16 protein-coding genes are annotated in these 18820 nt (G+C 47.3%); 3 read left to right on the forward strand and 13 right to left on the reverse strand.

The window, feature by feature from the left end:
• Positions 1–6 precede the first annotated feature (6 nt).
• The 4 genes from EYB58_RS10890 to EYB58_RS10905 all read right to left on the reverse strand — a co-directional run bounded on the left by EYB58_RS10890 (position 7) and on the right by EYB58_RS10905 (position 4922).
• Positions 7–618, reverse strand: a complete 612-nt coding sequence (locus EYB58_RS10890) for a MotA/TolQ/ExbB proton channel family protein (protein WP_111959529.1) — start codon at positions 616–618, stop codon at positions 7–9.
• Positions 618–2057 carry a MotA/TolQ/ExbB proton channel family protein gene (locus EYB58_RS10895; protein ID WP_111959527.1) on the reverse strand — a complete coding sequence of 480 codons (1440 nt, stop codon included), beginning with the start codon at positions 2055–2057 and terminating at the stop codon, positions 618–620. Before EYB58_RS10895 ends, EYB58_RS10890 begins: the two co-directional genes overlap by 1 nt.
• Positions 2054–2824, reverse strand: a complete 771-nt coding sequence (locus EYB58_RS10900; protein WP_111959525.1) for a DUF3450 domain-containing protein — start codon at positions 2822–2824, stop codon at positions 2054–2056. The genes EYB58_RS10895 and EYB58_RS10900 overlap by 4 nt, the downstream gene beginning before the upstream one ends.
• A 229-nt stretch (positions 2825–3053) precedes the next feature.
• On the reverse strand, positions 3054–4922 hold the full coding sequence (locus tag EYB58_RS10905; protein ID WP_111959523.1) for a cation:proton antiporter: 1869 nt from the start codon (positions 4920–4922) through the stop codon (positions 3054–3056).
• Positions 4923–5148: 226 nt separating this feature from the next.
• Between EYB58_RS10905 and EYB58_RS10910 the strand changes: the two genes are divergently transcribed.
• A complete protein-coding gene (locus EYB58_RS10910) occupies positions 5149–5838 on the forward strand; it encodes a superoxide dismutase (RefSeq protein WP_278186413.1) in 690 nt (229 codons plus the stop codon).
• 106 nt (positions 5839–5944) lie between these two features.
• Here the strand turns inward: EYB58_RS10910 and EYB58_RS10915 are convergent, their stop codons facing one another.
• The 6 genes from EYB58_RS10915 to EYB58_RS23185 all read right to left on the reverse strand — a co-directional run bounded on the left by EYB58_RS10915 (position 5945) and on the right by EYB58_RS23185 (position 10738).
• On the reverse strand, positions 5945–6415 hold the full coding sequence (locus tag EYB58_RS10915; protein WP_111959521.1) for a universal stress protein: 471 nt from the start codon (positions 6413–6415) through the stop codon (positions 5945–5947).
• Positions 6416–6641: 226 nt separating this feature from the next.
• The gene (locus tag EYB58_RS10920; RefSeq protein WP_111959519.1) at positions 6642–7916 is read right to left on the reverse strand and encodes a diaminopimelate decarboxylase family protein; all 1275 of its coding nucleotides are present in this window, start codon (positions 7914–7916) and stop codon (positions 6642–6644) included.
• Positions 7917–7923: 7 nt separating this feature from the next.
• A complete protein-coding gene (locus EYB58_RS10925; RefSeq protein WP_242637626.1) occupies positions 7924–9228 on the reverse strand; it encodes an ATP-grasp domain-containing protein in 1305 nt (434 codons plus the stop codon).
• A complete protein-coding gene (locus EYB58_RS10930; protein ID WP_111959517.1) occupies positions 9197–10153 on the reverse strand; it encodes a GNAT family N-acetyltransferase in 957 nt (318 codons plus the stop codon). Before EYB58_RS10930 ends, EYB58_RS10925 begins: the two co-directional genes overlap by 32 nt.
• An 11-nt stretch (positions 10154–10164) precedes the next feature.
• Positions 10165–10554 carry an S-adenosylmethionine decarboxylase gene (gene speD / locus EYB58_RS10935; RefSeq protein WP_111959515.1) on the reverse strand — a complete coding sequence of 130 codons (390 nt, stop codon included), beginning with the start codon at positions 10552–10554 and terminating at the stop codon, positions 10165–10167.
• Positions 10555–10576: 22 nt separating this feature from the next.
• Positions 10577–10738, reverse strand: coding sequence for a hypothetical protein (locus tag EYB58_RS23185; RefSeq protein ID WP_165477762.1), 162 nt, complete (start codon positions 10736–10738; stop codon positions 10577–10579).
• Positions 10739–11095: 357 nt separating this feature from the next.
• Between EYB58_RS23185 and EYB58_RS10940 the strand changes: the two genes are divergently transcribed.
• The gene (locus EYB58_RS10940; protein WP_111959513.1) at positions 11096–12517 is read left to right on the forward strand and encodes a sigma-54 interaction domain-containing protein; all 1422 of its coding nucleotides are present in this window, start codon (positions 11096–11098) and stop codon (positions 12515–12517) included.
• 6 nt (positions 12518–12523) lie between these two features.
• Complete coding sequence (locus EYB58_RS10945; RefSeq protein ID WP_111959511.1) at positions 12524–13114, forward strand: hypothetical protein; 591 nt, start codon at positions 12524–12526, stop codon at positions 13112–13114.
• 628 nt (positions 13115–13742) lie between these two features.
• Here EYB58_RS10945 and EYB58_RS10955 read toward each other — a convergent pair.
• The 3 genes from EYB58_RS10955 to EYB58_RS10965 all read right to left on the reverse strand — a co-directional run bounded on the left by EYB58_RS10955 (position 13743) and on the right by EYB58_RS10965 (position 18809).
• Positions 13743–16019, reverse strand: a complete 2277-nt coding sequence (locus EYB58_RS10955; protein ID WP_111959507.1) for a tetratricopeptide repeat protein — start codon at positions 16017–16019, stop codon at positions 13743–13745.
• A gap of 327 nt (positions 16020–16346) precedes the next feature.
• Positions 16347–17594 carry a lactate racemase domain-containing protein gene (locus EYB58_RS10960; protein WP_111959505.1) on the reverse strand — a complete coding sequence of 416 codons (1248 nt, stop codon included), beginning with the start codon at positions 17592–17594 and terminating at the stop codon, positions 16347–16349.
• A 264-nt stretch (positions 17595–17858) separates the two neighbouring features.
• Complete coding sequence (locus EYB58_RS10965) at positions 17859–18809, reverse strand: hydrogenase iron-sulfur subunit (RefSeq protein WP_111959503.1); 951 nt, start codon at positions 18807–18809, stop codon at positions 17859–17861.
• Positions 18810–18820 lie beyond the last annotated feature (11 nt).

The raw sequence follows: 18820 nt of genomic DNA on the forward strand, positions 1-18820 counted from the left end.
GATTTCCTATAGATTCCTTTTCAGGTATAAGCCCATCCGCTGGATGCGTTGGCTTAAATGTTCGGCTCGCCGGTCCAAAAAACCTTTCATGTAAAGTCCTGGAATGGCCACAATAAGACCTGTTTGGGTGGTGATGAGGGATTCTGAGATACCGCCGGCCATGGCTTTGGCATTGCCTGTGCCGAATATGGCCAGAACGTCAAAGGTGGTGATCATACCGGTGACGGTGCCAAGCAGTCCCATAAGCGGTGCCATGGCTGCCAGCACCCCGATCAACGCCAGGGATCGGGTCATCCGTCGGTTGATCCGGGCAACTGCGGCATCCAGAAGGTGGCGGTCCAGTTGGGGGGAACCCGAGCGGTTTCCAATGAACTCCGTGACCAAAAGACTGACGGCTCCGCAGTACATTTTGGGGTCAGGCAGGGTGTTCTCACGAACCAGGGAGAGGGCGGTGCTGCTGTTCATGTTTTTTTTGTAAAGCCGCCTGAAAAAAAAGGCCCGTTCGATAATCAACAGCCACATGACAAGACTTAAGATGACCAGGGGGACCATGACCACGCCGCCGGCCCGGATCAGATCCGTCATGAGTTCAAGGTTCTCCCGAAGAAATTCCAGCATCAGGACACCTTGAATTTTTGGACAATATTGATCAGTGCCATGGCCTTTTCCTCCATCATCCCCACACAGTTTTCCACGGCCCGGCTTAAAAGGGTGTGTGAGAGCATAATTGGAATGGCGACGGACAGGCCCAGCATGGTGGTCACCAAGGCCTCGGAAATGCCGCCGGACATCATTCGTGGATCGCCTGTGCCGTGCATGGTGATGACATGAAAGGTATCGATCATGCCGGTAACGGTTCCCAACAGACCCAACAGAGGCGCAATGGCTGCCAGCATACCCATGGTGGATAGAAACCGTTCCATAGGCGGTATCTCTTTGAGAATGGCTTCCTGGACTGCATTTTCCATGTCTTCCCTGGGAAGGTTTCGGCTGTCAACCCCCGAGCGGATGACCCGGACAACCGGATTTTTACGATACTGGTCGCAGGTTTCGGTACATGCCTCCCAGTTGCGGTTTTCGGCCTGGGTCTCGATCTTGCTGCACACGGTGTCAAGGCTGATTTTTCGGCGTAAAAGGAAAAAAATCCGTTCCAGGGTGATCAACACGCCCAATACAAGAATGGCCAGAATGGGCCAGACAATGGGACCACCTTTGGGAATCTGGTCCATCAGGCTCAAGTCGTGAACAAGCTGGTTCAATGCCCCGCCCCTGGAAATGTCCATGGGCACGGCATCACTTTTACCGGCCATGTACCGGGTAAGTTGTTTTTGCATGGCCGAGGGCGGCCGTTTGGACAGGGCATACAGTTTTTTCTCTCCATGGCCGTAGTTAAGAAATCCGGATTCCCCGTCCGTCTGGTATGCCGCCGTGAATGCGCCGATAATCAGGATTTGGCTTTCATGGCTTTTTCCTTCGCGGTTGACGATTGTGCCGGTTTCCAGGCAGACAGACCCGCCCTGCTCAATCCGGCCAAAAAGCAAATCGGCCATGGTTTTGATTTGGTCCATCCCGGGAATAACGGAATTATTCGTCATGGTAGATAAAAACTGGGTATCGGGGCGGTACACCCCGGTTAGAAAGCCGTCATCCAAGAGGGAACGGATGTCTTTGGCATTCATGCGGATGACACCGGACAATTCCTGAATCGTACCCTGGGCTTCATCCAGTTTCGCCGTCAATTCGTTGTCTTGTGCAGTCAGGTTTTCATTTTCAGATTTAAGGGCTTTGAGTTCAACATCAACGACTGTAATCCGTTGCTTTAAATCCGCAATGGCCCGGTCCAGACGGGACCTGTCCGCCAAAATCTGCCGACGGCTTTCACTTACTGCCTTTTGGGCGGCAGATAGTTCAGCCGCTGCCTTTTGTTTCATGGATTCTTCAATTTTCCGGGTTTCGATGCGAATTTCCCGCATATCCTTTGCCCATGCCGGCCGGCTAAAAAGCATCATGACACCCAGTACGGCAGCTATCATTGCATATTTGGAGTTGCTTTTCATTGGACCACGATCCTTCCTAAAGGCAGGCTTAATATCTCAACGGGTTTGCGCTTTAAGCCCATGTCTATGGCAGCCTGAATGGTTTTAATATGGATGTTTTCCAGGGGTTCCCATACCTTTTGTGCAGGGTTGAAGAATCCGCATTGCTGTTTGTCCAGGGTCTGATAAAAAAGGCGCAGCCGGCCCAGTCTGAAGATGTTGACCAAGGTCTCTTCCCCTGAAAGGGAAACCGTTTGCTGGTAGACTTCAATAGTTGTTCCGTATTCGGTTTCCACCAAAAGGGCCTCCATTAACTTTCTGAACTTTTCGCTCACCGGGACTTGTGGATTGGCGTTTAATTCTTCAAGGGCCTGAATCCTTTTTCGCCGCTCCTCCTGTAAAAAAGGCAGATCACGGGCGTTTAACTTTTTAATTTTGTCTAATAAATCGCAAAGAAATGGAGAGATTTGCCCTTCGATTTCGGCAATGTCCTCTATCTGTTCTGTTTTCCGGCTTACGTTTGAGATTAGGGCCGTTCTTCGGTCGGCCTCAGTGTTCCGTTCTTTTTCGACCATGGCCATTTCTTTTTCCATGGCTTCGAATTCCAATGTCTTTTTTTCTTTTTCAGTGCGCCAGTTGACTTCCCGGGCTTGGGTTGTCTGCTCAATTCCAACAGCCTCATGAACAGGGGCCTCGATATCTTTTTTTACATTGCCCGCCAAGGCATCATAAGACCATGACATTGTCAGTACGAGGAAGACCTGTATGGCTATTTTGCCTTTGTTCATAGACTTCTCCTGTTTTTATATTAAATTAATATCTTCAGTAAAAATGGCTTCGATAGAAAATAAAAAAGCCAAAAAGGGTGGTTGCATCGAAAATTTCGATACGTTTACCTTCTTGGCTTTAGTTTACTTTATGTTTACTAAATAGCGATTTGTCGTATGCGCCTTCTTGACGCATTCAACCCTTTAAATCATATCGATTTTTTGTTGTCAAGAGCTGATACTTAAATTTTCAGACATTGTATCCCTTCTTTAAACGGACAGGATCGATATTGTGTTTATCTTCCCCAGTCCCTAAATGATTGTTCTCACCATTTTTTAGCATATACACCAGGGACCAGCCTGGCTCGGGAACAATCTGGCTGTCATGGGCATACACGTGAAGTCGGTTGGTTTTATCCACGGCAAATAATAGCAGAGCCTTTTGGCCATGTTTCTGTGTGAATTGCGCCAGTGTGAATTTTTCCGTCAGTTTTGTGGTGATAATATGCCCCCCACGGGCCATATCGGTCGCCATAGCAGGGTATGAGGCTGTTTGGCCAAACAGGATTTTTCCATGGGTCTGGATGGACATCCGGTCTGCAGTCGACCTGTTCTCTTCCGGCCTGGAAGGCAGAATATAAATTTCATCAGCCCCGAATTCCAGACGATAGTGAATGGCTACCGCCACGTTGGCCGCTTCATGGGGAAACAGGGCAAGCACCCCCCGGATGCCCACCAGCTGAATATGCCGGTCCGCATGTTCTGACACGGGATTGCCAAAATATGTGGGCAGCCCCTCGTTTTTGGCCTTCATCACCTGATCCCACCCGGTATCGGCCAGCTGAACCTGAAATCCAAGATCCATCAAGGCCTTGCCAATGGCACGCGCTAGTTGATTGGCCCCAAAAATGACAAAGCCGTTGGGAGTGGGCTCGGCCACCTTAAGCCACAGGGCAATGGGACGTGCTGTAACACTTTGCACGATGACCGTGGAAATAATAATAAAAAAGGTCAGGGGTACCAGTACACCGGCATCCGGGTAGCCTGCCTTCTGGAGCTGTGTGGCGAACAAGGCTGAAATGGCTGCTGCCACGATTCCCCGGGGGGCAATCCAGGCCAGCATGTGCCGTTCCGGCCAGGTAAGGCGGGAACCGATACTGGACACCATGATGTTCATGGGGCGGGCCAGAAACTGAATGGCGATGAATAAAAAACTCATTTCCCAGCCCAGGGCAATCAGCTCATCAATATTCAGCCGGGCGGCCAGCATAATAAAAAGGACAGAGATCAGCAGAATACTGATGTGTTCCTTGAAATCAAGAATGTCACCGATGGGTACATCCTTCATGTTGGCCAGCCAGATACCCATGACGGTGACCGTTACCAGACCCGCCTCATGCTGCAGATGATTGGAAAACACAAACGCACCCAGAACCAGGGAGATGGCAAACAGGTTGTGCATGAATTCTGGAATCCAGTGTTTGCGTATGGCCAGACCAAACCCATAGCCGCAGACCACACCAATGGCTGTACCCGTGGCCACCAGCCGTACAAAGACCAGGACGGTATGGCCCATGGCCTGCTGGGCCGATCCAGATATGATGAATTCATAGGCCAGAACCGCCATGGCCGCACCGATGGGATCCACAATGATGCCTTCCCACCTGAGAATATTTGCGATGTTATGGTTGGGCCGGATCGTGCGCAGCATGGGTACAATAACGGTGGGGCCGCTCACGGATGTGATGGCACCCAGAAGCACGCTGATATGCCAGGACAACCCCAAACCCAACCGGGCGGCCAGGGCTGTGATGATCCAGGTGATCAGCATACCGAAGGACACCATGTTCCGGACCACCATGTGAAGACCCCGGATCTGGGCAAAATCCAGGGTCAGGCTACCCTCAAACAGAATCAGGGCCACGGACATGGACACAAAGGGGAAAAAAAGATCCCCCATCATCTTTTCGGGGTTCAAAAGTCCCATTACGGGACCGGCCAGGATGCCGGTGATCAAAAGAAAAACAATTCCCGGAATCTTCACCCGCCAGGCCAGCCATTGACAGGCGGTGGCTGCGATCAGTATCCCCGAAATCTGTATGAGCGTGTATTCATTCATCGATTTTCAGTTATTCTCCCAAATTGCTCCTATACCCATCTTGAAATCCATATTGTTCGAAGCCCAATGTTAACCCAGCAGGTTTTCATTGACAAGGCCAAAGCCGAGAGCCTAAACTGACTGCGTTGTGCAGAATCACTGCGCAGCATTCCCGGAAAGTACACCTGAAAAGACAGCACAAAAAGAGTTGGAATACCAGTTTCAAAACTTAAAAAAGGAGGGTGAAATGGACAGAAGAAAATTTTTAAAACTTTCAGCCGGTGCGGGTGCTCTTGCACTGTTTCAGATGACCGGTGTCAGCTGTAAAGGCCTTGGGGGGGGCATGATAATCCAAGCGTCTCTACCCTACAAAGCCGATGCCCTGGAACCGTATCTTTCTGAAAAAACAATTCGCGTTCACTACGGGAAGCACCATGCCGGTTATGTAAAAAAATTGAACGGGATGATTAAAGGATCCGCCTACGCAGATATGACCATCGAGGCAATTATTCAGAAAACCTACGGCAGCACCGATGAGACCGGTATTTTTAATAATGCTGCCCAGGTCTTTAACCATACGTTCTACTGGAACAGCATGAAACCGGGTGGCGGCGGTGAGCCTACCGGTATCATTGCCGAAAAAATTCAAGCGGACTTCGGAAGTTTCTATGAATTCAAAAAAGCCTTTGCATCTGCAGCGCTTTCCCAGTTCGGCAGCGGATGGGCATGGCTGGTCAAAGACGGAGATGCGCTGAAAATAATTAAAACGGCAAACGCCGATACACCCATTGCCCAAGGGCTGACTCCGCTTCTTACCGTTGATGTATGGGAGCATGCATATTATCTGGATTATCAGAACCGGAGAGCAGACTATGTCGACACATATCTGGAACATCTGGTCAACTGGGAGTTTGCAGAAACCAATCTGGCCGGATAGAAAATAAATTAGGAACGGGGCTTAAATAACTTGTTCCTTTTACCATATTCGGGAGAGCGGGCGGGGACGTCCGCTCTCCCATATTAAGTTATTTTGAACTTGGGCCTTAGTCAACAATGACCACTGGGATGTTCAAGGTATGCATTACCCGTGAAGCGTTGCTGCCAATAAAAAATTCTTTTAGACCTGAAGTCGAACTTCGTCCCATGGCAACAGTATTGTATTTTCCTTTTTGTGCCTCGTGTATAATGTCATCGGAAATCTTTTTGCCTTGGGGCTGCGTTTTTATATAAACTTTATCTTTGGCAAATCCGGCATTGATTAATTTATTCCTTGCGGCTTCAAGGGTGTCCCGAATTACTTTCTCGCGCTTTTCCTCCATCCGGCAGAAAGAATTGCGTTCTTTTTCAAAATAGGGCGTGAGACTGGGGCTGTTGAGCCCACAGGCTGCCGCAGTATTCGGCACTACATGAAACAGTGTGACCTCATCGTCCTTGTTCAGGTTTTCCCCAACATAGGTAACGGTATTTTGGGCGCATTCAGTTTCGTCAAAGGGAATCAGTATTTTGGCAGTCATGATCTTTTCTCCTTTTTGGAATTACTCAAAAGTCATAAGTTTTAAAAAAAATGTGCCATTTGAAATGTGATGGGAGCATTTTGGGCTTTTTGATATTTTGAATGATTTAACCCAAAAGACCCAAAATATTTAATGATATTATCAGATCCTGCTGTTTTTCCGCAATGCTTTTTTAAGAAATACTACCTGGCTTATGCTTTGGCCGTGTTTTATATCAGATTAGCGACTATCTATCACATTCGGGAAGAAGAAAATACTGGTTGCTACTTTCCTTGACCGCTACCCGGGGAATGGGTTTGATGAATTGCTGGCGAAGGCTATAGGTGTAGGCCCCCTGGGCCGGAATCATGAGGATATCATTTTCTTTAATGGCCGAACCGAAATAGGCATATCCCCAGACATCATGAGGGGTGCAAAGGGAACCCAGAATATGGCACTTTTTTTCGGACAGGCTGGGCCGGGTTAAATTGAGCACCGGACAGTAATCGGTTTCATACCGTTCCCAACCCACCGCGTTGCCGCCGGCATCGGTGATGACCAGATTTTTTTCCTTGCAGTCCACCACTTGGATGAGGATGTGCATGGCGTCATTGCAGATCCAGCGGCCCGGCTCAAAACAGATCCGGCATTGGGTCAAAGGCAGGATGTGCTCTTTAATGGCACTTGACAGCTCTTTTGCAAACAGATTAATGGGGACCCCCGGGTCAATAATATAGTCCTGGGGCACATTCGATAAAAGCCACTCCCCTTGGGCTGGCCAGTAGCCGCCGCCAATATCAATGAATTGGATCGCATCCAGGAACTGTTTTGGCATGACGGAAAGAATTTCTCCCAGTGTTTTAATAAACGCTGTCTGTCTGTCCGGGTTAAGATTCCAGGACGAGTGAAACTGCAGTCCCTGGAAATCCAGCAGGTCAAGGGCCTGGATCTCTTTGAATGCAGACAACAGGTTTTCCGGCAGCACACCGAATTTGCGCCACAAGCCTTCGGGATTGTTATTTAGCCGCAGTCCAACGGGCATGCGGGTTTGCTTTTCTTCAAGCACGGATGCCAGCCGTTTTGCCTCTCCGATGCTGTCCAGAAGAATCACCACCCGGTCCGGGTATCGGGCCGCAAGTTCTAATTCTGGGATGGTTTTGCCCGGTCCGCTGAACATAATGGATGACGCGCCCAGTTCCAGGGCTACGGACAGTTCTATTCCGCTGGACACATCCAGCCCGAATCCGTGTTTGAGCAGATGCCCGGAAAGATGGGGCAGGTTGTTGCTTTTCATGGCGTAAAAAAAGGCTGTTTCCGGCAGACGATGGCTGAATGCCGCCCTGAACTGGGCTGCTTTTCTTGCCAGGATATCGGTTTCCAGAACATATAGAGGAGACCCGAACGCCTTGGCCATATCCAGGTACACCCCCTTGTTTTTTAAGTACGGGGTTATAAACTCAATTAGTTTTTCCCTGGGCAGAAGGGGAGTTGTGCTTGTTATCTGTGTATTGGCTGTGAGCATTCTAAGTCTAATCCATTTCAATGTCGATACGTTTGGCAAGCAAAAGACACTCTGTTTCGAAAAATCTGTGCCTGTGCGGTTCTATAATCATGTGCCCTAAAAGCCATGAATCATAGTCCTGAGGCGGCATGGTCACCCTGTGCCCCGGGGGATGAATCAGGTGTATTTTTTTTATCCGTTTGTCGTTTTCCACGGCAGCGGTGTTGATGCGTTTTAATACGCCATTTCTGCGGGCATGAATACGAAACGCCACCAGGGGGCTATAGTGACCAGTTTTTTCATTTTTCCAGGCAATGCCTTGTGCCGCATCCAGGGTCAACCCAATTATATCGATGTTGCCTGCCTCCTTGAGCAAAAAGGGCAGGCAGTCTCCACCGGGTCGCGGGGTCATCTCTATGAGCACAGGGTTTTTGTGTCGCAGGATAAAATCCACCATGCAGACGCCGGTCTTAATGCCCAATGTCCTGGCTGCCCTGTGGAACAGGTTTGAAAGTTTTTCATTTGAAGGCATTTTTTCATCATCATCGGTTTCCGGGCAGATCGCATACCCGGAAATGGTACCGAAGGGCCGGCTATCCACTTTTATTTTCTGGGTTTTGCGCAGGATAACAGCCCGGTCTTTTTCCATGAGAAAGTCACAGGAAAATTCAGGGCCTGCGACCCATTCCTCGGCCAGCATCTGGAATGAGCCGGCATCCGTGGGTTTAAACAATGGATTGCCGGTTCGTGCCGCAAGCCCGTCTGTTACCGCATTGAATGCGGTATCACACTGCCTTCGGGTGACGCATTTGAATACAAGTTCGCTGCCGGAACCGCAGAAGGGTTTGAGTACAATACCCGCCGGTACCTGGTCCAGAAAGTTTAATACCTCTATTTCGGTGTTGACCGGGCAGGTTTGGGGACAAGGGATTTGACATTGCCGCCACAATTGTTTTGAGATATATTTATCTCTGCTGTTCCTGATTGTCTCAATATCGGGATAGGGCAGGCCCATCTTTTCTGCGAGAATGGATGTGGTCTCCATGGATTCGCAGTCAAAGCAGGCAATGCCGGAAAGGGTAACCCCGAAGATTTTTTTGTGGTGGTTTAATGCCTGAACTGCGGCGTCAATATCGCAGATGGGGCATAAAATTTCTTCTCCATTGTCCGGACAGGGCTCGGTAGCTTTTTCACGAACCTTGGGTTCTGTCAGAAAAAGTGCCTGTCCGGGACGGATTTTTCTGATCCATTCAATGTAGTCAGATGTGGTACCCACCACCAGTACCTGATTTTTGTCAGGCTCAGACTGCTTTTCGCCCATAATGGCTCCCATGGAAAACCTCCGTGTCCGGCTGGGTGTGAATCTCATATGACGGTCTGGGGCTTAGGCGAAACCGCTCTTTCCAGTTGAAACTGCCACACAGAAAATCCACGGCTTCCATGCGGTTGTGGCAGGCCCATTCCAGGTGGTGCAGGTTAATCACCTTGGCAATACCGGCAAACTCCGAGTGGGTTCCCCCGGCCACAACCGTGTAGGTATTATTGAAAACGGCACCCATATCCACGGCCGCAATTTTTCCTTCCACAATGGCTGTGGTGACCCTGAGCATGCCCATATCCTTCAGATACGCTGCAAACCGTTCAAAGGACCGGTAAAACCGTGCATCGCTGAAGTAGGAATCCGATGTAAATGCTGCCATGTTCAAACGGAACATCTCAGATAGATCCGGCAGATGATTGTATCGCCAGGTGAGTTGCCGCGCCTCAATTTTTTTTACATCTGCCTTGAGTTTTTTTCTGGTTTTCCCCGGGAATGTCAGCCAGAAATTATCCATGGAAAAATCATAAATCCGGGGGTAAAACAGGTATCCGGTTTCATCCGGCCGGGCCTGGGTCAGGCCGTCCATGAATGGGTGCCGGCGCAGGTATCTTAAGTTTAAAGGACCTGGTACCGAGTCGCACAATGCGTTGAACACTTCCGGGGATTGGGCTATGATCCGGTTTTGCTCCAGCCAGGTTTTACCTCTCCAGGTTTCCCCGGGAAAAAATACATATTCCCCGGTTTCTTCGACTATACTTAAGGGAAGAAATCCCACAACCCGGCCCTTGTCTTCGATAAGATGGAAGCTTAAAGGTCTTTTGAATGCGGTGTTAAAACATTGTCTGACGGCCCATAGATCAAATATGTCCTGGACTGGCCAGTATTTTTCCCAGGCCTGCCGGCAACGTTCCGGATCTGTAATGATAATGGTTTTCATTGTTCTCCCACCTAATGCCGGTAAGTCACGTTAAGCCGGGATGTTTTCCCACCGAAATAGTTTTGGGAAAATTCTCGGACCACTTCAGGGTCGTAGACCTTGCATGAAAACACATCCAGATAGGTGACATTGCTCTGGTTGGCAAAGTGTGCGGATATCAACGAGGTTTCAATGAGCTGGACCATTGAAAATCCGGCAACTTTTTCATCTTCTCCAAAATGGACCACCTGGGTTTCGCCGAAGCGCTTCATTTCAATCAGGTCACACAGCTCAACAACAAAGCGTTTGATCAGTTCTGCGTCTCTGATTTTTTCAGGATCGCAGTCGTAGATGTCGATTGCGGAGGCAATGCCCCATACATCAGGGGCGGTTTCAAGTTTGATTACTTTTGCAGCGGTCATTGTTTTTTCCTTTAAATGTAGTCTACCATTTGTCTCTGGTTTCAGTCGGGCGTTTTGATTGTTTGTTCATTTTTTTTCGGCGTTTCTGATCTTCCTGCTTATCTTCCCAGCCATAATCTTCGTCGTAGCTCTCTTTGAATTTTGGGCTCTTGCCTTTGTTCCGGCTGATCTTTTCCTTGGTCATGACTTTTTTCCTCTTTGGTTTTGGACCGGCTGTTTTGGCCGGGTGGAATTTTATGTTTGTATAGCAACCTGTGTGCCAGTGTTATTATAAAAAAATAATATCTATTAATTCAGATAGTTATCGTGTGTGATGTAGTTCTTATACTGGGTTTTTCGGAAAATTTTTGCTGAAATATAAAAATGGTGGCATTTTATGGTTAAATTGGTAATTTTTAGCCGATTTGTAATGTGGATGATTATGGTGTGCCAAGATTTTACATCGGTTATAAAAGTATGTTGCTTGTTTTTTAGAATTTATATATACTTCAGCATCTTATGAAAAATAGTAATATTTTACCGGAAATAAAACGAGCTTTTTATGTTGATTCGCCTGGCATGTGCCATTAAAGAGACAAAGATACGCACCGAGCTTGCGAACAGACTGGCGGAACAGGATGTTCAGCTTCAGTTTTTTAAGCCCAGTACCCTCTTCTGGCAGGCCCTTGCCAGAAGCTGCGCCGACGTGTTTATTGTCAGCAGCTCCACAATTCCCAAGCCTGTTGAATCAAGTATTTCCCTGCTCAATGAATTGCCTGAAGCGCCCATGACCGTCGTGCTGCATAATCGGGAGTCCTCGGAAGAACATGCCAATCTTCTGGCCGCCGGTGTTGATGTAGTGCTTTATTCGGGTATCCCAATAGACAGTCTTTTTGAAGCCCTTGAAACCACACTGGAATCCCGCCGTCAGTTCTATTATGCGGAACGGTTTGACCGGCGGGGGCGCTTTCTGCCCCGGCTTAACGATTTTACCTCCAACAGCCGGGATATGCAGGCGTTTCTGGATGAAACCCGGCAGGTGGTGTCCAGTGACGCCACCATACTGCTGCTTGGTGAGACAGGTGTGGGCAAGGAACATCTGTCCAAGGCCATCCATGCAGACAGCCATAGATCCACAGGTCCTTTCATTGCCATAAATATGGCAGCCATTCCGGAACAGCTGATGGAAAGCGAACTGTTCGGACATGAGCAGGGGGCCTTTACCGGGGCCGTGCGCTCCCGGCGGGGGGCATTTGAACTTGCCCATGGCGGCACTATTTTTCTAGACGAAATTGGGGAGATGCCCCTGCAGATGCAGACCAAGCTGCTTCGGGTGCTGCAGGAACTTGAATTTACGCCGGTGGGTGGTGAAAAACCGGTATGGGTGGATGTCCGGGTGATTGCGGCCACCAATAAAGACCTCGAAGAGGAGGTTGAAAAGGGAACCTTCCGAAAAGATCTTTATTACCGGCTTGGGGTTATTTCATTAACGCTTCCCCCCTTGAGAAAGCGTAAAGAGGATATCCCCTCACTGACCAACCATTTTTTGACCATGAACCAGCAGAAATTCGGCAGAAACCTCAAACGATTTTCCCAGCCGGCCATGGAGGCTTTGTGCAATTACCACTGGCCGGGCAATATCCGTGAATTGATGAACGTTATTGAGCGGGCTGTTCTGCTGTGCAAGTCAGATATGATGACTCTGGAAGAGCTGCCGTCGGTTTTCCATAATGCCAAACCCGTCCGGGTGGGCGATGGTGACTCGACGCTTTCGTTGCCCCGGGAATGGGAATCCATGGCCCTGCCCCAGATCCGGGACGCCGTTTATGATCAGGTGGAAGCGTTGTATCTATCCATGGTGCTCAAGAAAACCCGAGGTAAAATCGGAGAAACCGCTAAAATTGCAGGCATTCATCCCAGGGGCCTGTATGCCAAAATGAAAAAACTGGGACTGGATAAAGCTGAGTTTAAAGCCAAAGGATAAGTGTTCATGTATTCGCCCTTTCATTACCAGATTTCTGAGTATGACTGTGTGCCCACAGCCATTACCAATGCCATTTCCTTTTTGTTTCACCGTAAAGAAATCCCCCCTATGGTTCTTCGGCATCTTTATCTTTATTGCCTTGATACGGTGGGACAAGACTCCCGATTCGGTCTTGGCGGTACCAGTAAATATGCCGTACGTATGGTGGGCAACTGGCTTAATTCTTACCGTAGGAAGTCTTTTTCCGTTGCCACACAGTTCCTGGAAAAAGAACAGGTCTCCCTGGAATCGGGTGGGCAGATCGAATCCTGTCTGTCAGAGGGCGGGGTGGTGCTGTGTAATATCCTTTTGACCCCCCGTGATGAACATTATCTTATGGTCATGGACATGGATGACGAGTGGATATACTGCTTTGATTCATACCGCAGGCAATCCATCCGTGGCATGAAGGGAATGGCCCGGGTGATCAATGACGGTGACGGCCGGTCACCCAATCTGAAAATAAAGCGGGACTGGGTCGGGCAGGGCCAGGTGAAACGGTTTTGTTTGGGACCCATACCGATGCGTGAAAGTCTTTTAATCTGGCGGACATCCTAGTAGAGACATTGATTTTTAATGATATAAAAATATCAAAAAGTAAGGATTTTTCCGATAGATACCTGTCCCAATTGTTGCTATGGATTTGAACAAAAGTTAAGCTCTAAATAAATAACAAAAACAGCAGGGTATCGTTTTGGCTGTATAGAGGATCTGAGTTTCAGTGATGTGACAATAATCACAAAACACCGTTGCACTACCGATATAGCCTTTGCCTCCATCCGACCGAGCCTAAGACTTGCCAAATGTTTGCAAATCCATTAGATTTTACTCATTTTATATAAAAGTTTCAATTGGTTAGTGACTTACTTTCATGTTTCGTTGTGGGTTGAGCTTTGGTATTGATAGATCAAGTCAGCCCATGGCTGTTATTAAGAATACATGCCGTGTCCGGCTCACACAAAACGCTCCAACCGAGGGTGTTTCCGCACGGGAAACGCCACCGCAATACTGGGGTGATATCACGCTTTGGGAGCAAATCAATGCATTGGCAGATAGAGAACCACCGCTGGTCAAAATTGAAGGGCCAAGCCCAAGATTGCCCCAATGGGAAGGTCTTGCAGATTTAAAGCTGTTTCGAGTGCACTCAATGTAACAAAGATAATAGATGAATTGAGTGCACTCATACTCAAATTTGTTTAAGAATTTTTTTTGCCTCATCCGCCCCTTTAAAGTCTTCCTTTAGCTCAAGCGCCTTTTTCAGGTATCGTTTAGCATTTATGTAATCCCACTTTTTGTTGTAGGCCAGGCCTATATGAAAGTTGAAAATCGGGTTTTCAGGTTCTTTTTCAATGCAGTTGGAGAACTCTTGAATGGCAGAATCATAGAGTTCTTTTTTGTAGTAGATCCAGCCCAGGGTATCCATGATGGCCGGGACTTCCCCGCTGAGTTCCTTGGCCTTTCTGGCCAGATCCAGGGCTTTGTTCATTTCTATGTTTTGCTCGGCATAGAAAAAAGCCAGGTTGTTCAAGGCGGGAATGTATTCCGGATTTAGTTCAAGTACTTTTTCGTAATGGGCCTTTGCCTGTTCATTTTTGTTCCTTTTTTCGTAGAAAAGGCCAAGCTGGAAATGGGGTTCGATCTGTTCCGGGCGCTGGGCCAGCAGGCTTTGATAAATCTCAAGCTCTTTCTTATTATTTTCTTCCCGGTGGTATATCCTGGCCAGGGCAAGGTAGGGTTGAGTATATTTGGGATTCGACTGGATGGACAGTTCAAAGGCTTGCTTTGCAGCATCCGAATTCCCAAGGGCCATGAAAAGGTTACCCCTGATGCCCTGGATAATGGAGACCACAACAGGCGAGGGGTCCTGAAGGGCTTCAAGATGGGCATCACACCTGTCAAGGGCAGTCTGATACTCTTTCTCGGCGCTGTACAGCCGGATTATGTTGATGAAAACATCCATAAGGTTTGGGTTAATGGCCAGGGCTTTGTCATAGACCGCCAATGCCTGGTTCGGTTTTTTGTCCATCATAAAAAGATTGCCCAGCCTGAACAGTGCCGCCGGATTTTTGGGATGGTCCTGGATTAAAGCCTCATAAACAGCCTGGGCTTGTTGTGTTTTCTGCTGGGCTGCGTAAATGTTTGCCTTCAGCAAAAGGGCCTCATAGTTTTCAGGTCTCAGGTTTAATGCCTTGTTAATTTCAGACTCGGCCAGAAAATAGTCGGCCTGTTTGAAATAGATATCCGCCATGATGATTCTTGCTTTGAGATGAGAGGGGTTCTTTTCCAGGGTTTTGGCAATATAGGCCATGGCCTGATCTGTTTTTTTGTCTTCCAGGAGCACAGATCCCATCAAAAAATTGTATCGGGCTGAGTCCGGCTCCTCTTCCAGCAGGGACAAGAGAACTTGCTTGGCCTGGGTCAATTTTTTTCGGGAGGTCAAAAGCTTTGCCTTGAGGACTTTTGCCTGGGGAAAGTCGGGCCGGGTTGCCAATACCTCATCAATCATTTCTTCAGATTTTTGATATTCCTGGTGACGGAAATAAAAGTCGGCATAGGCGGTTTTCAAGCCCGCATGTTCCGGATGGATGGCCAGGGCTTTTTTGATAAACTCTTCTGCCTTGTCCGGCTGTTCATTGGCATTGTAGAACCGGGCAATGAGCATGTAGGGCAAAGGATTGTCCGGGGCCAGTTCAATCGCTTTTAAAAAGGATTGCTCTGCCTGACTGTTTTCATCTAGGCCGGCCTGGAAGTTGGCCAGCATGATTCTGGGTTCAACCGCCTTCGGTTTTTGGTCCACCAGATCGTCAAGAACAGCCCGAGCTTTGTCATCGGCCTTTTGGGACAGGTAATACCTGAAGACAACTTGGTTGATGTTTAAGTCATCTGGCGCCGTTGCCAGGGCTTTTTTCAGCATGGCTTCGGCTTTGTCAGAATCCTTTTGGGTCTGGTAGATCCTTGCAAGGACCAGCATGGCTCTGGTCTGTTCGGAATCCAGCGCAAGAATTCGTTCATAAATACCCGCCAGGGTCTCCAATGTTTCTTTTTTGCTGCCCAGGATTCCGGCTTTCAGATAGAGTCCTTTGATGTTGTCCGGGTCAGCAGTAAGGACCTGTGCCACTTTCTTTTCCGCGTCAGACCATTTTTTGGCCAGAAAATAGAACGAGGCCAGTTGGAGTTTGGTATCAAGATTGTCCGGCTCCAGTTCCTCCAGCCGTAAAAATGCATTAAAAGCCTCCTGGGCTTTTTTTCCTTCCATGTAGGTGCGGGCCAGAAGATGGTACGCCTCTGCTGAATCCGGTATCAGGCTTATTGCGTTCTTCAGCTGTATTTCAGCCTTGGCATATTCTTGCTTGTCAAAATACGCTTTTCCTTCCTGGATATAGGTCATAGCGTTCTGCTGGTCAGAGGCGCAGCCTCCAAGGACGAGAATTAGAATTAAAAAAAAAGATAAAAAACGACTCATGTTTTCCTCCTGAAAGGTTGCCCCCTATTATTTTATGAGAAAGTTTGTGTAATTTGCGCGAATCATTCAATTTTTGTTGTGAGTTGAGTCTGGGTGTCGATAGATCTGCTCAGTCTATGATTGTTATATAAGCCTTAATGGCTTTAACAACAAGGTCTTTTATCAGTTTTTCGTATATTGTGGGGGCACGGGGGAGGGCAGGAGAAAAAAAACAGCGGCGGTGCTGTCTGCATCGCCGCTGTTAAAAGTTAACTTTTTATTATTTATCCGTACCGTCGTTTCGGGCGATTGATTTTCACCTCATTGGCGTCGCGGATATCTGATCGTTTAGTTCTTTAATATGTTCGGTACTGAAAGCGATCCCAATGGAAGTACTGTTATTTTGGCATCTTTACCTTTTTCTTCAAGGGCTTTTTCCACAGCCGCTTCTACACTCTCAAAAGGTTTAATGTGTACGGCTTTGATCTCGTCTTCCGGTAGTTCTGTCACGCCCCAAGTCTGAGCCCAGGTATTGATCTCAGCCATTTTACCGGCTTTATGATAACCTAACTTATATTCGATTTTTATTTTCTCAAGAACCTCTTGGGGGGTATCACAAGACGCCATCAGGTCAAAGAAAGTTTTCCCGCCTATGCCCATTCTACATTGTGATACAAATATTAATATGCCGCCCTCTTTAAGCGCAAGTTTACCATTGTCTATCGCTTTTTGAGACTGGTAAAGGTCTATATCCATAGGATAAGGCGCTACAGAAATTACAATGTCAGTTTTTTCTTCTATGTCAACACAAAACACTTTTTTAGCACTGTCTATTGCAGCATAAAATGCTTCTACAAGATCTCCACATGTGGTTTCATATACATTATGGTCTTTATCTAAAATAGTCATAATGGAAAACACTTGAATGTCTTTTAATACATTCATGGCATCCATCATATCTTCATGGACGGGATTGCCATCTAATGCAAGTGCCTTTGCACTTTTATTTAAAGCTAATTTATGGTTTTGCGTTATTGTCTCATAAGATGCTACGCCAGGTAAGAAGCCTTTTCTGCCACCGGTATATCCCGCAAAATAATGAGGTTCCACAGAACCGATAACGATAGTTTTTTTAGCTTCTGCTACAATTTTATTCAGATACATCTCAGTACCGTTTGTAGATTTGCCTAAATATACCATCTCATCATTTTTGGCATCATGTGCCCATATTCTATCTTTTGCTTTCAGGTCTTCATAGATCTCTTTTCCAAAAATGTATTCATATTCTTCATCATTTGGGGCTCTATGGGCACCGGTCGCGATAATGAAATAGATATCTTTATCTTTGATATCATCATAAATTACGCGAAGTACTTTTGCTGTAGGCGTAGGGCGAGTTCCGTCATTGACGATGAAGACGACTCTCTCATCACCTTCCATAAACTCTGCAAAGTTTGCGTTTTCCAAATTTTTTGAAAATTCAGAAGCAAACTCTCTTTTTTCAACATCGTTTGGAAAATATACACCTTGCAGGTTATTATCATTAATTTCAACTTCAATTTTTTCCTTACCGTACGGTATCAGTACTTTTGCCATTATTTTCTCCTTCCTGGAGTTGTTTTAATAATTTCGTCTCGGATTCCCTCTATGACCTATCTGCCTGGCTTTTATTTCGACATCTTTTAATTTGCGTTCTTTGTTCATAAATGGGGGCGTTTACGTTTACGGCGGATAAAAATTAAAATCTTCGGCATATATTAAATATTCCGGGGATTAAGATTCTTATCCGCCGCAGATTCCAAGAAGAGCATCAGCTCATTATTGGACGAAAAGACCATCTATGTGTGGGCTTAATAAAGTTTAGCGTATTGGGCCCATTTGATTTATTTTTTCCATAAAGGTATCAATTTCTGCCTGGCACAACTGTTTGTCGCCATTAGGGATCTGAACCAGATGGATTCTTTCGGGATTTATATCAAGCGTTTCAAGGGTTTCCTTCATTCTTTGTACCCGTTTTTTAGCTGCTTCATTGCCGTTATGGTTACATTCCCCATCCGGACAAACGCCTACCAGAACGCCCCATGCCTGATTAAGGAACGGGGTCAATAAAAGATTTTGATCAAGGCGGCCGCCACACAGATTTACCAGGATTTCATATTCCTTCTCTTCGAGTTCCGATTCCGGCAATCTGGAGTTCTGAATGTCAGGATGGTATGACCAGTTACAGGCATACATAATGACCTTGGCAGACTCACGGGAGTTGAGGAACGCAGCAGCTCTCTTCCCCAGGTCTTCTTTGTCGGTGCCGAATGATAATGGGATGCTTATCGCTTCAATGGGGCAGATTTCAACACAGATGCCGCAGGACTTGCATTTTACCGGATCCACGACAATACCTTTACCGTCAATAAATTCTCTGGCATCGTGGGGACAGGCCCTGACGCACTGCAGGCACCTGGCACAGGAAGGGTCGGTAATCGATGTGGTACCCGGAGTATAGTATCCCAGCTCGACCAGATCCCTTCTGAGGTCCAGCATAATGTCCGTTATTTTAACCCCGGACGAACAGGCTGCTTCACACCGTTTGCAGAAGAAGCAACTGAACGTTTTTTCTGCAATTTCCTGTGTCAATTCAACCTCGCCGCTCAAAAGTCCGTGGGCTAAAATGTTTTTACCCCTGGGTGCATCGGATTCCCACCGGGTGTATTTAAACATGGGGCAGTGCTCGTAGCAGTATCCGCACCGAATGCACTTGGATAGCATGCCTTCCCATTTTTCTAGATTTTTAAATTTTGTTTTTTCTGTCTGCATAACAATAGTCC

The organism is Desulfobacter hydrogenophilus (genome assembly GCF_004319545.1).
Taxonomy (GTDB): domain Bacteria; phylum Desulfobacterota; class Desulfobacteria; order Desulfobacterales; family Desulfobacteraceae; genus Desulfobacter; species Desulfobacter hydrogenophilus.

Excerpts from the sequence above, each read along its gene's own strand:
- EYB58_RS10940 (WP_111959513.1), top strand. The coding sequence starts at position 11,096 with ATGTTGATTCGCCTGGCATGTGCCATTAAAGAGACAAAGATACGCACC.
- EYB58_RS10915 (WP_111959521.1), bottom strand. The coding sequence starts at position 6,415 with ATGACTGCCAAAATACTGATTCCCTTTGACGAAACTGAATGCGCCCAA.
- EYB58_RS10925 (WP_242637626.1), bottom strand. The coding sequence starts at position 9,228 with ATGGGAGCCATTATGGGCGAAAAGCAGTCTGAGCCTGACAAAAATCAG.
- EYB58_RS10930 (WP_111959517.1), bottom strand. The coding sequence starts at position 10,153 with ATGAAAACCATTATCATTACAGATCCGGAACGTTGCCGGCAGGCCTGG.
- EYB58_RS23185 (WP_165477762.1), bottom strand. The coding sequence starts at position 10,738 with ATGACCAAGGAAAAGATCAGCCGGAACAAAGGCAAGAGCCCAAAATTC.
- EYB58_RS10895 (WP_111959527.1), bottom strand. The coding sequence starts at position 2,057 with ATGAAAAGCAACTCCAAATATGCAATGATAGCTGCCGTACTGGGTGTC.
- EYB58_RS10890 (WP_111959529.1), bottom strand. The coding sequence starts at position 618 with ATGCTGGAATTTCTTCGGGAGAACCTTGAACTCATGACGGATCTGATC.
- EYB58_RS10920 (WP_111959519.1), bottom strand. The coding sequence starts at position 7,916 with ATGCTCACAGCCAATACACAGATAACAAGCACAACTCCCCTTCTGCCC.
- EYB58_RS10945 (WP_111959511.1), top strand. The coding sequence starts at position 12,524 with ATGTATTCGCCCTTTCATTACCAGATTTCTGAGTATGACTGTGTGCCC.
- EYB58_RS10960 (WP_111959505.1), bottom strand. The coding sequence starts at position 17,594 with ATGGCAAAAGTACTGATACCGTACGGTAAGGAAAAAATTGAAGTTGAA.
- speD (WP_111959515.1), bottom strand. The coding sequence starts at position 10,554 with ATGACCGCTGCAAAAGTAATCAAACTTGAAACCGCCCCTGATGTATGG.
- EYB58_RS10900 (WP_111959525.1), bottom strand. The coding sequence starts at position 2,824 with ATGAACAAAGGCAAAATAGCCATACAGGTCTTCCTCGTACTGACAATG.
- EYB58_RS10955 (WP_111959507.1), bottom strand. The coding sequence starts at position 16,019 with ATGAGTCGTTTTTTATCTTTTTTTTTAATTCTAATTCTCGTCCTTGGA.
- EYB58_RS10905 (WP_111959523.1), bottom strand. The coding sequence starts at position 4,922 with ATGAATGAATACACGCTCATACAGATTTCGGGGATACTGATCGCAGCC.
- EYB58_RS10965 (WP_111959503.1), bottom strand. The coding sequence starts at position 18,809 with ATGCAGACAGAAAAAACAAAATTTAAAAATCTAGAAAAATGGGAAGGC.
- EYB58_RS10910 (WP_278186413.1), top strand. The coding sequence starts at position 5,149 with ATGGACAGAAGAAAATTTTTAAAACTTTCAGCCGGTGCGGGTGCTCTT.